Source organism: Pandoraea oxalativorans (assembly GCF_000972785.3).
Lineage (GTDB): Bacteria > Pseudomonadota > Gammaproteobacteria > Burkholderiales > Burkholderiaceae > Pandoraea > Pandoraea oxalativorans.
Map to the genome: position 1 here is coordinate 199,501 of NZ_CP011518.2, position 18,073 is coordinate 217,573.

The 18,073-nt window shown below is 66.8% G+C and carries 13 protein-coding genes; 10 read left to right on the plus strand and 3 right to left on the minus strand.

All coding sequences use genetic code 11. The features are described 5' to 3' along the window. Positions 1 to 239: 239 nt before the first annotated feature. The 3 genes from MB84_RS30205 to MB84_RS25555 form a co-directional block, all read right to left on the minus strand. Complete coding sequence (locus tag MB84_RS30205; protein ID WP_157122993.1) at positions 240 to 401, minus strand: hypothetical protein; 162 nt, start codon at positions 399 to 401, stop codon at positions 240 to 242. A gap of 458 nt (positions 402 to 859) precedes the next feature. Continuing rightward, positions 860 to 2,215, minus strand: coding sequence for a nucleobase:cation symporter-2 family protein (locus MB84_RS25550; RefSeq protein WP_084010116.1), 1,356 nt, complete (start codon positions 2,213 to 2,215; stop codon positions 860 to 862). A 454-nt stretch (positions 2,216 to 2,669) separates the two neighbouring features. After that, a complete protein-coding gene (locus tag MB84_RS25555) occupies positions 2,670 to 3,176 on the minus strand; it encodes a nucleoside deaminase (RefSeq protein ID WP_052654481.1) in 507 nt (168 codons plus the stop codon). Positions 3,177 to 3,876: 700 nt separating this feature from the next. Here MB84_RS25555 and MB84_RS25560 point away from each other — a divergent pair. From MB84_RS25560 to MB84_RS25605, 10 genes are all read left to right on the plus strand, one after another. After that, positions 3,877 to 4,209, plus strand: a complete 333-nt coding sequence (locus MB84_RS25560) for a transposase (RefSeq protein WP_052654483.1) — start codon at positions 3,877 to 3,879, stop codon at positions 4,207 to 4,209. A gap of 1,016 nt (positions 4,210 to 5,225) precedes the next feature. Further along, positions 5,226 to 6,533, plus strand: coding sequence for an MASE1 domain-containing protein (locus MB84_RS25565; protein ID WP_052654485.1), 1,308 nt, complete (start codon positions 5,226 to 5,228; stop codon positions 6,531 to 6,533). Next, positions 6,526 to 7,746, plus strand: coding sequence for an alpha/beta hydrolase (locus MB84_RS25570; RefSeq protein ID WP_065225872.1), 1,221 nt, complete (start codon positions 6,526 to 6,528; stop codon positions 7,744 to 7,746). Before MB84_RS25565 ends, MB84_RS25570 begins: the two co-directional genes overlap by 8 nt. A gap of 1,604 nt (positions 7,747 to 9,350) precedes the next feature. After that, complete coding sequence (locus tag MB84_RS25575) at positions 9,351 to 9,986, plus strand: trimeric intracellular cation channel family protein (protein WP_052654487.1); 636 nt, start codon at positions 9,351 to 9,353, stop codon at positions 9,984 to 9,986. Positions 9,987 to 11,325: 1,339 nt separating this feature from the next. Further along, positions 11,326 to 13,971, plus strand: coding sequence for a pentapeptide repeat-containing protein (locus MB84_RS25580; RefSeq protein WP_084010117.1), 2,646 nt, complete (start codon positions 11,326 to 11,328; stop codon positions 13,969 to 13,971). A 240-nt stretch (positions 13,972 to 14,211) separates the two neighbouring features. Then, a complete protein-coding gene (locus MB84_RS25585; RefSeq protein WP_052654490.1) occupies positions 14,212 to 14,610 on the plus strand; it encodes a hypothetical protein in 399 nt (132 codons plus the stop codon). 20 nt (positions 14,611 to 14,630) lie between these two features. Continuing rightward, positions 14,631 to 15,290, plus strand: coding sequence for a hypothetical protein (locus MB84_RS25590; RefSeq protein WP_052654491.1), 660 nt, complete (start codon positions 14,631 to 14,633; stop codon positions 15,288 to 15,290). A gap of 20 nt (positions 15,291 to 15,310) precedes the next feature. Further along, a complete protein-coding gene (locus tag MB84_RS25595) occupies positions 15,311 to 15,826 on the plus strand; it encodes a CesD/SycD/LcrH family type III secretion system chaperone (RefSeq protein WP_157122995.1) in 516 nt (171 codons plus the stop codon). Beyond that, the gene (locus tag MB84_RS25600; protein ID WP_052654493.1) at positions 15,823 to 17,334 is read left to right on the plus strand and encodes a type III secretion system translocon subunit SctE; all 1,512 of its coding nucleotides are present in this window, start codon (positions 15,823 to 15,825) and stop codon (positions 17,332 to 17,334) included. The genes MB84_RS25595 and MB84_RS25600 overlap by 4 nt, the downstream gene beginning before the upstream one ends. A gap of 18 nt (positions 17,335 to 17,352) precedes the next feature. Further along, positions 17,353 to 18,033, plus strand: coding sequence for a hypothetical protein (locus tag MB84_RS25605; RefSeq protein ID WP_052654494.1), 681 nt, complete (start codon positions 17,353 to 17,355; stop codon positions 18,031 to 18,033). Positions 18,034 to 18,073: the final 40 nt, after the last annotated feature.

Sequence of the window (18,073 nt, forward strand, 5' to 3'; positions counted from 1 at the left end):
CCGGGCGCGCCCGCGAATCGCGCCCGGGCGCTCCCGCGGCACCGTCAGTGACGCTCGCCCGTGAGATGGCGCGTGTCGCTCAATCGTGCGGCGTCCATCGGCAGCCGCGCTTCGCCGCGCACATCCGCACTGGCGCGCGCTTCACCGGGCCGTAAGCCCCCCGGCAAACCCACCCCCCTGGCGAGGGCCGGCGATTAAGGGGCGCCGACGTCCGACGATGCGGCGGCAACCGTTCGATCTCACCGGCTGTTTGCGTCGGCCGACGCGTGCGTGCGCGCGTGCGTCAAATAGACGTAGGGATTGGAGCGGTTCAGTTGTCGCGCGCGGATCCACCTCATGATCGCCGCCCCGCGCCGGCCCGCCCGCGCCGAGCCGGCAAACAACCCCTTGCCGTGTGCCATGGCGCACGTGCCGGGGAAGAGCCCCTCCCGGGTTGTGGCCCATCAAGCGTTCGCCGCGACGCCGTCTCGCGCGCCTGCCTGTGCCTGCACTTGGTTCGCATGGCCCCGTGATCCCCTTGGCGTCTCCGGCGCAAAGGTCAAGCGGGTCATTGCATGACGTCAGTCGATTTCCGATGAAAACTCCCCCCTCAAAGGGGCCGTTCGGGGGGCACGTCAATCACCCGAGCCACGGCGCGCGCCGTCGATTTCCCGCCCCGGGTCCGCCGCGGCCCCCGGCGCCAGGTCTGCCCTGTCCGCCCTGTCCGCCCGGCTGCGCGCGCTTGACTTGCGTGAGGCACACGCGGGGAGCGCCGCACGCGCGAGACTCGCCCATCGCTGCGCCCAACCCGACGCGCGGTTCCGTCAGCCGCGCCTCACCCTGCCGGCTGGCGCGATTTGCGCACCGGTTCATCCCGCCGTCAAGACATCTGCGTGTCCTGCGTATTCTGCGTATTCTGGGTGTCCTGCGTGTCGCTTCGGCGAGCGTTGAGCACCCCGTTAAGCGACACCGCCACCAGGGCGGCGAGAACCACGCCGCTGTGCAGCAACGGCGCAAGACTCGGCGGGAAAAATTGGAAGAACTTTGGAGCAAACGCAGGCGTCATTCCGATGCCGACGCTGACCGCCACAATCCAGGCGTTGGCGGTATTGCGTTCGTAGTCCACCTTCGCGAGGACGCGGATTGCGGCCACGCAAATCATGCCGAACGTGATCATGCTTACCGAACCCAATACATACACAGGCACCGCGGCGATGACGGCTGCGAGCTTCGGAAACAGCGCCAGCACCACCAGGATCCCGGCCGCCGTGGCCGTGACGAATCGGCTTCGAACCCCCGTCGCAACGAGCAACCCGACGTTCTCGGCATAGGTCGTGTAGGGAAACACGTTAAAGACTGCCGCCAGTGCCGTACCGAGTCCGTCAGCACGGAAGCCCCTGACGATGTCCCGCCGCCTCACCTCGACCCCCGTCAGTTCACCCAGCGCCATGAACACCCCCGCCGTTTCCACCGTATTGACCAGCATCACAACGCACATCGCCACGATGGACCACGGCTCGAATTTGAGGCCCGCCAGATGGAACGGCCGCACGATCTCCAGCCACGGCGCTTGCGCTACGCCGTCCAAGGTGGCCAGCCCCCGCGCCACACACACGATCATGCCCGCCGCGAGTCCGATCAGAATGGCAACATTCCTGACAAACCCACGGCCGAACTTCAGTAGCGCCATCACCACCAACAACACACCGAAGGCAACGCAGAGATAGGTCGGGCTACCGAAATCCGTCACGCCGGCGCCCCCCGCCATCCAGTGCGCGCTGATATCGAGCAACGACATTCCGATGGTGAGCAGAATGCTGCCGATGACGACAGGCGGAAACAGATACCTCAGACGTCCCAGCAACGGCGCCAGCACGATGCACAGCAGGCCCGAGACCAGCATCGCGCCAAAGACGCCGGCGAGCCCCAGGTTGGGATCGCTGCCGATGGCGAGCATGGCGCCACTGCCGGCAAATGAGACGCCCATCATCACCGGCAGTCGAATACCGAAGCGCCCCACTCCAAGTGACTGGACCAACGTGATCAGCCCGCCGACCAACAAGGCGGCGCTGATCATACCGGCGATTTGGTCGGCGGGCAGACGCAGCGCTTCTCCGATGAGGCGCGGGAACGCGACCGCCGAGGCCGACATGACGAGTACGTGCTGCAGTCCGAGCAGAACCATCTTGCCGGGCGATGACAGCGGGTTCAACGATGATGCGGCGTTTGAGTTCATCGGGTCTCTCAATCGGCTTCGTGTCGCAACAAGGCCAGCCCCCGTTTAAGGCCCTCCGGACGATCCGAACCTGAGCTCCGAGAGGCGCTGATTCGCGCGCCGGACCGCACGCGCAAGCGAAGCGGAAGATCCGGTCGGTTTGTTCCGAGGTTCCGCGGTTCCAAGGTTCCGTGGTGCCATGGGTGAGGGGCGCGTTCCCGGTATCGACTTCGGTCAATGCACACGTCGAACGCAGGCAGTGTTGGGCTGAAGGTCGTCGGGTCTGCCCGTTGGCTTGCCACGTCGTGCCCCGGGGAAGCCGTCCGCGTCGGTGACAGCGGGACGGCCGCGTGCCCGCCGGCCCGCCAGCCAGCCGCTTTCGGCGACGCACGCGTGGACAGCCGGGTTTGGACGGCCCGTGTGACGCCCCGCGCGTCGCTTCGCGCCGCCTTCGGGGGCCGGCGCGCCGAGCGTGTCAGCGAGTTGCCCAGAACTCGCGCTGCACCGCGGCTGCCTGCTCCGCTATTGCGGACACCGGACCGATCACCTGAACCGCCTTCTGGCCGCAGGCGAAGACGTGCCGGCACGGCAGGTTCATGGTCGGATTCTCCGCGTGCGCACCCGTCTGCTCAAGCAGCGACGCCTCGGTCATGCCGAACACGATGCGCCCAATATTCGCCCAATACGCCGTGGCGGCGCACATGCAGCATGGCTCAACCGTCGTGTAGAGGGTGCAGCCCCACAGAAATTCGGCCGTGAAATTGGTTGCGGCGACGCGCGCCAGGGTGGCTTCGGCGTGGTTCACGGTGTCGATGTTGCACTGCTCGAGCAGCACCGTTTCCTGGTCGGGCCCGACTAAGACGGCCCCAAACGGGTGATGCCCCAGCGATACCGCTCGACGCGCCACTTCATTGGAGCGCGCCAGGTGCCGCATGATCTGGTCCTGGCTCGGCTCCAGACCTTGCGCGGGAAATGGATTCATGATTTCTCCTTGATGGGCGGTGCGGCGCGTGCAGGCCTTATGCCCAGCCGCCGGTGAGGCCCCCACGTGCTGACGAATCGGGTCGCAGACGGACGTTGAACCCGGCGGTACGGCGCGTGCCAAAAAAGCGCCGGCCGACGCCGGGCCTACCTCCACTCGTGGCGACCGCCGCGCAGGATCCAATTTCTTTTATCGCGCGCCGCCATGACGACGTTACCCAGCAACGTCGCCGGTGTCCACCTGCGTGACAGCGATGCACGGCGTGTTCCATTTTCCGCATGTTTCGCGCCGAAATACGAAAGGGGGGCGCGGCGGATGATGGTATTTGTCGGCATCGCGGGTGCTTGTCCGAGAAACGGTTTTACGGGTGCCGCATGCCGGGTCGCACGGCGCGTGAACCCGTTGTCGTTGACGCGGCTGCCGACAGTTGCGTGAGGCTAACGGCGATCGTGCCCCGCCTGTCGCCGGCCGGCGTGCGGCACCCGGCGTGACACTATGCCGTCGTCCTTTGAACCCGTTAAGGAAAACCCAAGGCTTGGGTCGCGCACTGTTGCGACATGGGACGACGGCGGCCGTGCGGGGAGCGCTTTTTATCGGTCTTCGTCACAGGGCGCCGTCAAGCCCCCGGGTACGACAAGATTTGAAGCGCCCCGGGTTTTGCGCCGCCGCCCAATCTTGAGAGAGGGGAGAGAAGGGAGCTATGGACACCACCAAAAAGAAGACCCTGAGGTTCTCGCCGGAAGTGCGTGAGCGTGCGGTGCAAATGGTGCTGGAACATCAAGGCGAGCGTGAGTCGCGGTGGAAAGTGATCGCCGCGATAGCCGCGAAGGTGGGCTGCTCGGGCCAGACGCTGCGTAGCTGGGTGCGCACGGAAGCGCGGGTCCGGAGTTTGCGTCCCGGCACGAGCACGCAGCTGCAGGAACGCATCCACGCGTTGGAGCGCGAGCTGTGCGAGCTTCGGCAGGTCAACGAAATCCTGCGCAAAGCGTCAGCCGAGTTCGCACAGACGGAGCTCGAGCGCCGATCGAAGTGATGCGCAACGTTGCTGGCGATCACCGGCACGTCTACGAGTCGAGCGCGTTCCGCATCGTGCGCCCGAGCGCGCCCTCCGCGTACGTCAAGCGCGTGGCCCGTCGCGTTGCCGCCGGCTCGGTGCCGCCGCGGGCCCGGCGCGCCCGGATGCGCAAGGATAAGCTGCGACGCGCAGGGGCAAGACAATCGCCGGGGCTGCGCAGAAACGGTCGCCAAGCAATTGCGGCGCGACGGCATCCTCATCGCGTGCCGCACGATCGAACGGCGGAGCAAGCGCACCGGCCGGCGTGGCAGGCGCGACGGATCGAGCGACCCCTTCGTTTGCCCGTCCGTTTCGCCCATAAACACCTGCCGATACGGCGTTTGCCGCCGCCACCGCACCTTCTGCCGCCGACCGGCCAACCACGCGCGCTGTGCAACTCAGGTGTTGATCGGATACCATCAGCGCTCTCACACCGATAAAAAAACGGCGAGGGGGGTGAAAGGGACGAAAGGGGTGATTTCGCGTGCTGTGCGCCATACGACGGCGACTGCCCCAATATTTTTTACGGACTTCGGTCGTGACGCCGGCGCCGCCCCATGACAATGCCGCAACGCGCCAACCCCCCGGTTGGTTTTCGCCGGTACCCGCTGTCAGAAATATCCGCGTGTCTTTACCGTTCGGCGGCCGCCGACATCCCGCCATGGGGGCTCGGGGCGCCATCGGAGCTTCAGGGCCGGGCGTTACGGGCGGGCACCGTCGCTTCCTCTCGGGGCGCACGTGCAGCCCGCCCGACCGCAGGGCCCCCGAAAAAGCGATCGCGGGCGGTGAAAAGTCTCTCACACGCTTGCCGTGGTAGGCAGCCGCAGCGGTGCGGTCTTAATATCACGGACGCCGCGCTTCGCGTTGTGCGCGAGGCGACCTCGGCGCATGGGCGTCGGCCATGTGGGGGGCAGGGCGCCCGGCGCGGTGCCGGGGGGGCGGGCCGCGCGCGACAATGTGTTGTATCAACCTAACTCATCGCAAAGGATTCCCCGATGCCGGGTAAGACATTCATTTTTTTGCGCACTGCCGGCGCAGTCGCCCTCGCTTACTGGCTGGTGGCACTGCTCAGCGAGAGCCTGGCGCGTGCCGGTACGCAAAGCGTGCCGGTCTGGCTGGCCGCCGGGGTGGTGTACGGTGTGCTGTTGGTGGTGCGCGCGCCCCGGCGCGGTGCGGTACTGCTGGGCGCGACCGTGGCGAGCTATGCGTGGGGGCGGGTCGGGCACGGGCTCAACGCGGGCGCGGGCCTCGTGTTTGCGCTCATCGAAGTGGCCAGCATTGCCGCGGGCGTCTGGGTCGCTCAGCGTGCCGAGCGCGGGAGCCGCGCGCCGGCACGCGCGCTCAGCGCGGCCGGCTGGTTGATCGCCGGCGCGGCGCTCACCGCCGGGCTGGGGGCCACGCTGATCGCGGAATTCTGGCGCTGGCAGCAGCCCGACGTACGCTACGGTGAGGAGTGGTGCGCTTGGGCTTTTTCGACCGCGGTGGGCATCCTGCTGGTCACGCCGGTGATCGCCGTCTTCCAGGGCTTTCGCCTCAAGCGCTCGGGGGGCATGCCGATGGCGCAGTTCGGCGCGGGGGCGATCGCGTTCCTGGCGTTTGCGGCGATTGCCACGGTGGTTTTCGGCCAAGGGGTGGAGCAGCGTTTCGGGACGGTTGCGGCCAGCCTCGACTATTTGCCGATGCCGTTCCTGTTGCTGGCCGCCATGGTGTGGGGGCCGCGCGGTGGGGCGCTGGCGATGCTCGCCGGCGCGCTGCTGGTTATCGGCTTAACCGCGGGCGGGGGCGGACCCTTCGCGGTGGCCGACAGTTTTGCCGGCGAGGCGGTGATCGAAGTCCAGGCCTATGTGGCGGTATGGGCGGCGCTGATGCTGGTGGCGCGCGGGCTGTCGGAGGCGCAGCGCGAGGCGCGTGCCCAGGCGCTTGACTGGCGCTTGCGTTACGAGCGCATTCTCGGCGCGATCGGCGCGGTCAGCGTGGAGTTTGACGCCGTCACGGGCGCGGCATTCTGGGGCGAGCAGGCGGCGCGGGTGCTGGGCCGCGAAGTGCTGCAGTTCTCCCACGTGGGGGACTGGCACGCCTGTCTCGAGGCGTCCGAGCGCGGGCGCGCTCAAGCCGCGTGGCACGCCATCGCCCAGGGCGAGCAGTCGTCGTATCAGAGCTGTTACACGGCCAAGCTGGGCGCGCGGGTACTGACAGTGCAGGTGCAACTCGCCGGCGTGGAAGGCCCCGACGGCACGGTGGAGCGCATCGCCGGCCTGTTGCAGCCGGTGGCGAGTGTGCGCGGCGGAGGCGAACGTGACTGAGCCGGGCGTCTTACTCATTCACGGGCTGGGGGGCACGCAGTACGACCTGGGCTCGCTGCAAAAGCGGCTTAAGCATGCGGGCTTCGCCGTTTATTCCCCGACCCTGCCGGGCCATGGCACGCGGCCGGAAGATCTGGTGCAGGTCCGGGTCGGGGACTGGCTTGACGCGGTGCGGCAGAAGTACCACGAGGTGATCGGGCGCCATGAGGTGCTGCACGTGGTCGGCATGTGCATGGGCGCGCTACTGGCCGTGGAGCTTGTGAAGCGCGAGCGGCACGCCAGGGGCCGACTGGTGGCGCTGGCACCCCCCGTGTTCATCGACGGGTGGGCCACGCCCTGGTACCGCGAAGTGCGCCGGCTGCTGTACCACGTGCCCGGCGCGGCCGAGCGCATGAAGATCGTCGAGGAAGCGCCGTACGGTCTCAAGAACGAGCAGTTGCGCGCCATCATTCAGGCCAAGTTCAAGCGCGGCGATAACTTCCACTACCGTTGGGTGCCGCTTGCCTGTATCCGTGAGGTGGACCGGCTGCGCGCGATGGTGATGCGCGGGCTCGACAGCATTGTCTGCCCCACGCTGGTGGTGCATGCCCGCGAGGACGAGCTGACCAGCCTGCGCTCGGCGCACTATCTCGTGGAGCACATCGGCGGGCGGGGTCACGCGGGGCGTGCCCGCATGGTGGTGTTGGAAGACAGCTACCACATGGTGTGCGTGGACAACGACCGCGAGATCGTCGCGCGCAACGTGCTGGAGTTTCTCGGCGTCACCGCCGAATCGTCGCTGGGCATCGCCGCGAGCGAGCCGGGCATGTCCGCCGCCGACCTGCAGGCCTTGCTCACGGCGGTGCTCGCGGATTTGGCGCGCGGCGACTTCGCGAGCCTGTTCGCACGCGGCACGCCCGAGGTGGTCTGGTCGCAGCCGGGCACCAATCGCACCAGCGGGGTGTTTCGCGGCAGCCAGGGACTGGCCCGGATGCAAGCGTGGGCGGGCGAGATTCGCTTCGATGCTTTCGGCGCGCCCAGCATCAACCGCGGCATGGCGGTGGTGCCGGCCACGCTGCGCGCCAGCGCGGACTTCGCCTCGCAGGGCATTGTGGCGGTGGCGGTACACGCGGGCCGCTTGCGGGAGCTGCGCTGGTTCCCCGATGCGGTGCAGAGCGAAGATACGTACTTCGGCGCCACGACCCCGGCGCAGATGAAAACCCCTGTGGTGTAAGCGCCGAGGGCGCGGGTCAACGGGTCACAAAAAGCACCCGGGCGAACCCCGACCCGGCCGGTCGCGCGACGCCGGCCGTTACGCGAGTCCGGCCGGATTCGCGACTGCGGCCGGTCGGTGCCGCGGGGCCGCCCGCTTGCGTGCGAGGGCTCTCATCAGCGGCCGCGGCGCGCACGGCGCGCGTCAGGTGGCGGTGCGCTTCAGGTGAGCGGCCCGACGATGCGATCCATCATTGTTGAGGGAGTACAGGATATTTTTTCCGTCGCCGAGCCGACGTGCGGGCCGCTCACCTGAAGCGCACACGCAGAGGGTCTTGCGTGAGGTGACCGGGCGGGGCGCGGCGCGAGCCGCGCGTGGGGACAGACGGGGTGCGTCGTTATGGGCGCCTGCGCAGCAAGGTCAACGCCGCACCGGGTGGCAAGGAGCCCCCAAGCACCCGGGGGGAGTGCACCATTATAGAGCGTTGCCGGCCGGCAGACCAGAAGGGCCACGCGGTCCCCGTCTATTCCGACCCGCCCACGCGCCGTCTCGCCATGACGCGTGGCCGTCACGATCGTGCTCGGCCCCAAACCTCCCGCTGATCCGCCGCATGTTCTTTTTTCACTGACCGGGCGTCGTTGTCCCGTGCAGCAACGCACGTCGCTCGCAATATCGCTTCGTCATCGGGCGGCGTGCGGTACCCGATCGACGCATCGACGCGTCGACGCATCGACGAATGGATGCGTTGACGATGGTAAAAGCCTTCGCTCCCGTCCATCCCATCCCATCCCATCCCGTCCCGTCCCGTCCCGTCCCGTCCCGTCCCGTCTCGCCCGGGCGCACTTCTTTCGCAATTGTGATGAAACCCGTTTTACGGACACCGGCAGTGTCAAAAAAGCGTCGCGAGCACGACGCCCGTTTCTCAATCCGGCTCCCACGCCTTGCAGCGTAAAGAGGGCGGAGTGGGGGGCGGAATGGGGGGCGGAAGGGGGGCGGAGTCGGTCAACCGAGCCGGGCTGCGTCAGGCGATGCCGAGGACCGCACTTCGGCGCTGACGCGGGGTCCTGTTTCGCCTCCTTAGGACGTGTCTCGCTCGGTATGCGGGGGCGGCGAGGCTCCTCGTGGTCGGCGCCGAAGCCTCGCCGCCGCGCCTCAGGAAACAATATGTGACGCGTGAAACGCACGTCGCCCCCGTGAAAGCGAGGGCCGCGGGGGCCAGAGCGACGCCGGGCCGCGCGGGCCGCGCGTCACGACGCGGGCCGAAGGTGGATGAAGGAGTGAGGGAATGAGGGGATCGCGCGGCGCAGGACGCTCCGTCTCGCCGGTGGCGGGCCCCCGCGGCCCATCCGGCCGGCGGCGACGCACGCTGCGCTCTCCCACCGATCCAGGGCGGCCACCGGGCCCCCGGGGCTGAACGCCTCGGGCCTGCGCGGGATGCGACTCGGCACGCGCGTGCTCGCCCGCGTCGCGCGTGCTCGCCCGCGTCGCGCGCGCATGCACGCCAAAACTCGAGCCGCGTCGGCTGCCGTACGGTAGACTCCATACGCCTTGCCTCCGGCCGGGCACATGGCGCGTGCCCCGGCGCGACCCGTTGCCCGCCCCCACGGATTCATTTGAGGTATTCGATGAAGGCTGAGATTTTCTTCGGACTCTATTTGATCGCCATTACGACGGAAGCCATGTCAGGCGCGATTTTGGGCATGCAGCGCGGCATGGATCGGTTTGGTCTGGCCTTCGTCGGTACCGTCACGGCGCTCGGCGGCGGCACGATTCGCGACGTGCTCCTCGGACGGCACCCGTTGGGCTGGATCGCCCACCCCGAGTATCTCCTGATCACGTTGGGCGCCGCGACGCTGACCTCACTGATCGCCCGCCACGTGCATCGCTTGCGGGCGACGTTTATTACCGTCGACGCCGTGGGGTTGGCCGCCTTTACGGTCCTGGGCTGTGATATTGCCATGACCATGACGCACAGTCCCGTGATCGTGGTCGTCTCCGGGGTGATCTCGGGCATCGGCGGGGGCGTGATGCGCGACTTGCTGTGCGGTCAGGTGCCGCTCGTACTTCGCCGCGAAATGTATGCCGGCGTCGCCTGTATCGGCGGCACCCTGTACGTTGCGCTATTGCATTGGGGGGTGGCGAACGGCATCGCCACCGCGCTCGCCTGCGGGGTGGGGTTTGGGATCCGTATGTTGGCCGTCTGGTTTGGCTGGCGCTTTCGCACCTTCGAGGACGACGCGCCCGCGGACCCGGCGCATTAAGCCCCGGCGGGGCGCCGGTGCGCGCCGGTTCGCGGGCGGCGGTGCTGTGTCCGATGCCCGGCGTGCGGCTCGGGAGCGGCCCACCCCGGGGGGCGCCTTGCACGACGGGTCCTATGTCGGCGGCCGTTTTGCCGGTCACGGGTGCAGAGCGCCTGAGCGACGCAAAGCGCTCACGCCGGGCGAGGACGCGGCCGCGGTGACCGGCGCATGTACCGCGGTCCGTGAACACGAGGCAGGGTGACGCCGTGCCGCCGGGCTGCCGCGCGACGGCGCACAGCGAGGCGCCCGGGGCTCGCGCTGACTGCAGGATGGCGAGTTTTGCGGGGGCGGTGCCTTGCCGACGACGCGTCGGCGCGGTCAGGATTTCGATGCTTTGCCCGTGGTGGCAAGGCGTCATGACAGGCCCGAGACAACCTTTGATTTTAAGAACGTCCGCGCGTTCTCAGACCCGTCGAGCGGCCCCATGACGGTGGCCCCCGCACCGCTATGTTTTCTCGTGCCGGCCAGTCAAGCCCCCCAAAAAGCGGTGGCACGGGGTAGGGGCGGGCCCGAGCGCAGGCGTTTGACGATCGGGTGGGCCGGAGGCCGGGCGTCGGCAAGCGCCTCAAGTGCCCCGCCGTGTTGTGCGCCCCTCGGATGACGGCTTGCCGAGTGCCGGCAGGGTTTCACGAGCCTTTTGCCGGGGTGATCCCCCGGCCGGGTCACCAGGGCGCGCGCCGCGCGCCATGCGCGCCCATGGGCGTGTCCGCGGGGCATGCCCGCCGACGCGTCGCCCGGCGCGCGCGGCCCTCCTGCCCCGGCCGCAGCCGGGCTTCCCGATCCCTCCCGATCCCGCTCATCGACCGCTGCGCGCACGCCCGCCTGGGTGCGGCCGCCATCGCCCGCGTGCGCTCGTGGTGCCATGCCCCTGTCATGTCCCCGGGGCACGCCTGGCACGCCCGGCACGTCGTCGCGTCGCAAGGCACGCGTCGCGTCCGTCACGCGAGGGCACTCGCGTCGGTGGACGGTGATTTCCAAAAAGTGAGCATTGCCGCACGATTTCGATAGGCCGCCGGGTCGCCCCCCTCTATAACCGAGGGGAGCGGCGGCGCGGGTGTCCCGCTCCCCGGGAAGCGCCACGCGGGGGCTCGCCGCCGGCCGATGCTGACCTGCGTGGCGTGGCCGCCATGGACTTGCGCCGCACGTGGCGCACGACGGCGTCCGATCCCCGCGGGCCGGCCCCCCGGTCGTCTGCCCGAGTGTGCCACCCGCGTGTGTCACCCGAGCTCCCGGCGCGCGCCGGTGTGACGCAGCCACGGCACGGGTCGTGGCGCGATTCTTTGAGCAAGGAGTTTGGTTCATGTTTGATGGCGTCTCTTACTCGATTCAACCCCGCCCGGTCAGCCAAGTCCCCGTCCCGGCCCCCCTCGACCCGCGCGTTGAGCGCCAACAACAGTGCCGAGGGACGTTGGAACACTACCTCACGGTACCCAACGGGACACTGGTGGGCCCCGACAAGCAAGCGGTCTTGAATGCCATGACGGGCCTCGACTTGACACCCGAGCAGGCCCAAGTCATCCGCAACAGTCTCGGCCACGAGGCGTTGCAACATGAGGGGGGCGCGGGCAATGATATCGCGCTGGTGGTGGCCGTCATGCGCAAGCTCAGACACGATCACCGCTCCACGTTGCCGAACCTCGGCAAGCCGCCTAAGGCCTATGACGAAGCGGCAAGCTGCCTGGAACATTTGGCGCGGTACGAGCAGCCCACGGTGTCCGCCAAAGGCTTTCACGTGGTGAAAAAACACCACTATTTTTGTCTGGCGCCGGGCAGCAAACCGACCAAGGCGGCGGTCAAGCAAATTGTGCAGGCGCGGGGCACCCTCGCGTATCTCGATCTCTCCGATCTGGATTTGCGCGATGTCGATCTCACGCGCACGGACATGACGGGCACGCTGATGCGCCGGACCAAAATAAGTGTGCCGAGCCTACAACACGCGATCGACTGTCAGGCCATGCTGCACGGGGCGGATTTGTCGGGGCTCGATTTGCGGCTGATCAACTGGCGATTCGCGGACGTCAGCGGGGTGATCCTGTGGGGGGCCCGCGTCAACGGGGCGGACGTGACCTTTCTGAATCGTGGCTTCGCGAACCTGCGGGGGGTCGATCTGCATGACCAATTCTTACGCGGGGCGGACGTGGAGGGGGCCGACTTGCGCGACGCCCTGCTCGCGGGTGCCGAGGTCGACGCGCCCGTACTGCAGCGAGCCATCGTCTGCGGCGCGGTCATCACCCGGGTCCAGGCGGTGGGACAAAGTCTGTGCGAACTTCAGCCGCAGGGCCACGAGGTGGATCTGCGTGAGGCAAATCTCTCGCGCGCCGATCTGACGGGGGTGAATTTTCGTGGCTGTCGGGTGTGCTTGCGGCAGGCGGACCTGGCGGGGGCGAATTTTGACGGCGCTTTGATGAACGGGGACGGACTCGAAGAGTTTCTCGCCGCCGGGGCGAACCTGACGGGCGCCAATTTCTACGGCCGAGATCTGCGGCATGTGCGCGTGCGGGCCGGCCACGACCGGCCCATTGTGCTGCGCAAAACGCAGCTGGGGCACGCCCATCTGGCGGGCTCTTGGCTGCGGCAGGCGAGATTTCAAGGTGCGATATTTGACGACGATACCGTCATACTTTTCGAGTTTTCGGATGATTTGGATCTTGATTTCAATCACCTGAATAATCCCTCGGGGTCATTTTTTACCGCGGTCGAATCGATTGATGATGAATACGGTGCCCTCAAGCGAAACTTGATGACGCAGGTCGTCGAAGAACTGGCGAGGCACGATCTTGACTCGCTGGTGGAACCGATGCTCCAGATTTTGTTGAATCGACCGTTCGATTACGCCGGGGTGATCACGGGGAATAAAGCGTTTAGGGACAAATTTCTGCATTGTTTGGCAAAAAAAGCGGAGCGCGCGGCAGTGCCCTTGAATCACCATGGCTTGATTTTTTTTGTCGACAGATACCTGGCCAAATTGAGTCAAAGCGATCTCAAGGCGTTCATGTTCCAAAAGAATAATTTATTTATTCAAATCATCCATCAAGGGCTTGCGTCGCCGGAGGAAAGCACTCAGCAACTGTGTCGCGACATTTACCAAAACTATCTCGCCATGCCGCGCGTCATTTCCGTGCATGAAAAGCTGGATCGTGCATTGATGGAGGACTATCGGATTTTTACGAAGGGCGAAGATAATTTCGCGGTATCCGAGCACTATATGGATAAGTTTCTCTATAAAACGCATCCGGAGTACGGGGTGCGCTGGAATGACGACCGAGTGCTTTTTAAGCGTGGCGTGGATACGGAAATTGACGATATCGAGGCCGATGTTTTTCAGGATTTCACGGTATTTCTCAATAGTTTCGCTTTTGAAAAGAAGCATGCCAAGTTTCTGAGGCTGTTGGAGTTGTTGCGGCTCGGGCCGTATCTTGCCGCTTTTGTGTCCGTGATGGGCACGACGCGCTCCGAGCTCCATCTGTGTGGGGTCGAGGATCAGCGCCGCTTGTATGACACCTTCGATCACGTCTACCAAGTGCGGGGCATGGGGGCGCTGCATGACGGCGAGGCCAAAGTCGCACTCGAATTGAACCGGGACCACCTGGACGCGATTCTCGCGGATTACGAGTTGACGCGGGCGGATGCGCGCTCCCAAGCGACGCTGCTGCTGCTGCTGGGCGGGGTTTTTGCCCGCTTCAGCTCGTCGCGGGGCTTGGGGCAGGAAAGGGACTCGCCCCATGCGGTGCGCAGTTACGCCTTTGGACTGATGAAAGCGGCGCGTGCCACGGACGAGACCTTGGTGCCGGGGCCGACCTTTGAGGGCTGGACGGACCGGCTGCTGGGCATGGGCGATGCCATGGAGTGTTCGGGCATGCTGTCCGACGATCTGATCAAGTATTGCTACACCTTGCCCGGGTTCCACGCGCGCTTTGCCGGCGTGATTCCGCCGGCGTGGCAATAACGCACCGCGTCGCGCGGCCCGGGCGGCGGCGCGCCCAAGTTCAGGTGTTCACCCTATGCCGGGCGCGGCGGTCGTGTCGACAATGAAGGGTAAGCGATCCCATGCCGCCCGAGGGGAGAAAACCCGCGGGGCAGGGGTCGGTCGCCCGAGCCGGACACGCGTCTGGCCTGCTCCCACCTTCCTGACGGAGGACACCCGATGCGTCAGCCCACTCAAGCCCCACAAGCGATGCCGGTTTTAATGCAAGAAATTCTCAAACGCCAGCACGGCATCGAGAAGTTACTCAACGAGTTTGAAGTGCTGCGCGTAAACCTCGAACGCCTGAAGACGCGCGCCGACACGGACCCGGTCGCCCGCGAGCAATACGATCGCCTGCTCGCGGAGATGGAGCATGGCAAATACGCGCCCGCGCTGCGCCAGATGCGCGCGTGGACGAACGAGCTTGAGGCGTATCTCAAGCAGTTGCCCAAACTGCTCGCGAGCCTGAGCGTGGCCACCCCCGGCACCCCGGGCGCCGCGCCGCTGGTCGCTCCGACCGTGGCCCCCACCGTGGCCCCGGCCGCCCCGGCCGATGACATCGCGGCGCCCACGGCCCGCGCCCACAAAGCCCGGGCCAAGGCGCGCCGCACATTCCTGTAATCCTATCCGAGCCGACGACCATGTCCCTTGAAACCGCAGCCCTGCGCAACCAAAACTTTGGCAGCCCCACCCGTCCCGACGAACGCAACGCCGCCGAACGCGCCCAGACGTCCACCACCTCCGTGGTCAACTCGAAGTACTTCCCCCCGGGCGAGGCGGGGGACGCCATGCGCAACGCGGTGCTCGTGTTGGAAAAGTCGAGCGACGTGAACCGGGAATTGTTGCAACAGTTGACCGGCAAGCTCGACGAGGCGGCCAATCGCTCGCGCAGTTCCACCCAAGCCGCCGTCATGCTCGACAGCGTGGGGGTCACCTTAAAGAAGCCCGGCGAGACGGCGGCCCTGCCCGACGACGTGTTGCAGTACATGCAAGACCGAGGCATCCCGGTCACCTTGGCCATTGGTGGCAAGCCGCCGCAAACCATCGATCAATATTTGGACGGCGTCAAGCGGGCCAACAAGGACTACAAGGGCGGGCCGGTGCTGTTGACCAAGCAGCAGTTTGACATGATCAAAGCGGGGCTCGACGCCGACGCCAGCAGAAACGCGGACGTCAACACGCGCGGCACGCTCGAGCTGCAGCGGATTATGCAGAATCTGGGGACCTTGCTCACCTCGGCCTCCAATACGCTCCATCAGTTGGGCGAGTTGCTGCGCACGCTGACGGGCAACCTGCGCTAACGGCCTTCAGGGAGATGACCATGTTCGAGCCTCACGAGTCTCACGAGTCTCACGAGCCTCACGAGCCGGGCGGGGCGGGTGCCGACGGCGCCCGCCGCGATGAGCCGGGCGCCGCCCGCGCGGCACCGGACGAGCGCGACCTCGCCGGCGTCTATGCGTACGCGTGCCAGTTATTTGACGCCGGCGACCATGCGCGGGCACAGCGCTTTTATCAATTGCTGGCGCTGCTCGCGCCGGCCCGGGCGGACCACTGGGTGGCGTTGGGCTTGACATGCCAGCGTCTGTCGGAACACGACGATGCGCTCGCGTGCTTTGAGCGCGCGGCGTCGCTGTGCGGTGACGACCCGCGCCTGGCGTATTACACCGGGCTGAGCCACCAACTCATGGGGGCGACGGCGCGCGCGCAAGCGGCCTTTCGGGTGGCGCTCGCGCGCTGTGCCGGGCACCCGCAGTACGAGACCTTGGCGACGAGCGTGCGACGCCAAGTGGAACAGGGCCTGCCGCGGCGGCCCGCACCGACGGAGGTCCCACGATGACGACAACCCGACTCGAACGGCCGGCGGCCCCCGCGGCCGGTGCCATCGACGCGCGCGCGAGCGCGCCGCCCCGCGAGGCCGACCCACGGGCCGTCGGCGCGGGCGCGTTGCAGCCCCATGCGCCGCTCGGCAGCCCCACGGCCGGCGGGCCGCGCGCGGAGGGCTTGCCCACACCGCCGGCGCCGGCGTCGCCCGTCACGTTGCGTGAAGCCGACCGGTCGCTCAACGCGCTGCTGCGCATGGCGCTTGGTGAGGACGAGCCCGAGCAGCGCATCACGCGCGATGACCTGGAGAACATGTCGATGGCGAGCTACGGGATGTTCCTGGTCGCCTTAAACGCCAAGTACACCGGCCAGATGACCGAGCTGAAGTTGCAGGCGTTGCAACTCTACACCGATGCCACGGAGGTGATGCGCGACACGCAGGCCCAGGCCTTGGCCGCGCAAGGCGAGAACGCCAAAGCGCAACAGGCGCAAGCCCGAATGGCCTCCAATTATCAGCTGGCCGGCGAGGCGGCGATGAGTCTCATCAATCAGGTCAGCGCGATCGGCAAATACCGCAGCGGCAACTTCGTCGGTATGGCCGTCGACGGGCTCGCCGGCTGGTTTGGCGCGGTCAAGTTCTGGGCCCACGCCATCCAGAGGACGACGAACGATGAGGCCTGGGTGCGGCGATTGAATAAGGTCGCCGATTTCGCCGGCGAGTGCGAGGGCGCCTGCATGAAGGTAAGCCTGGCGGTGGACGCGGCCTCGATCGTGCGTACGGTCGCCTCGAGCAAGCTGATCGGCGCGGCGACCAAGAAAATGTTCGTCGGCGCCGAAGGACAGGCCCTCCCCCGCCCCTTGACGCTTACAGAACACACGGCAGACAAACTGGTAACGGAGGCCGTTCAAGGAAACAAGGCGGGCATTCAGGCGGCGGCCGGCGAGGTGGGGCGGGTCGTGACGGCCGAAGTCGCGGCCGAGGTGCGCACTCTGCTGACGCAGAGCCGGTGGGCCATGTTGGGCGGCGCGCAATTCCTCGAGAAATTCAGCGAGACGGCCATCCGCGAGATGGTGACGCGCGGCCTGGTGTTGGCGGTGGACATCGCCGTCACCCGTGTGGGCACGCGCTGCGCCAAGACGCTGGCCAAGGAGATTGGGCTCGAAGCGGAGAAGCAAGTCTGCAAGCAAGCCTATATGGCCGCCGCCAAGGCCGCTTTTTGGAACGCGCCCAACGCGGGCAAACGCGCGACACAGGCGTTCGTGACGGGGGGCGTGGCGATCGGCAAAGGCTTGACCGCGCGGGAGCAGGCCAAGTTGATTCGCGAAGCGCAAGAGGTGTCGATCGAGTCCGAGTTCCTCCAGTATTTGATCGAAGACCTCCACCGCCAGACCCAGGACGCGTACACCGGGATCAAGCGGATCAACGAGCGCCAAGCGGACGTGACCCGCTCCGGCGCGGAGATCATCAGCAAAAACGGCAGCGTGCTTCAAAGCATTGCCAATATCGGCTCTATGAGAGCGTGATTTTTTAAGGAGATTGCTATGCAACGTGTGAGCGACAGTTCCGGCCCCGTCTTCGTGGACGGCCAACGCCCGGCGCAGGAGCGGCCGGGTCCCTCCGGTGCGCCAACCGCCCGCAACGTCGTGCACGTGCGGGTCGAGGTGAGCTGGGGCGAGGATCGCGGCTACCTCGGCAGCGACGCCGACGGGCCGTCGCAGGCCGAGATCATGATGGCGTTGACCCGTATCCGGGACATGCTGCGTGAAGTCCAACTCGCCTACGCGCAGAACGCGCAATGGAATGGTGGGCAGTTGCGCCTGGAGGAGCTCAAGCTCAAGTTGGACGCGGCGCTGGAGGCCTACAAGGCAAAAGACGCCCAAGCCTGGGGGCAGATCGAAGGCGGCGCCACCGCGGCGGTGGCGGGCCTGCTGTCGACCTATGGCGCCGCGACGGGCAGCGCCCTCCAACATGTGGGCGACGTTGGCCGCGGGCTCGACGGCGTGCTGCAAGGCTACGGGGGGCTCAAGGGCAATGAACACTCCCTCGAGGAGCAGAAAATGCAAGTCGCGGCCGAGTACCTGCGCGCTATGTTCGAGCTTCTCAGCAGGACTGCGGCGGACGGGGGGGATGCGGCGAAGCGCTACTCGGACGCTGGCAACAATAGCTTGCAGTCGTATATCCACACGGTGCAACAGATGAACAACGCCGCGCTCGGGAGATAAACGGCGCCCCCTGCGCCCGGTGGGCGCGGGGGCCGTTGTG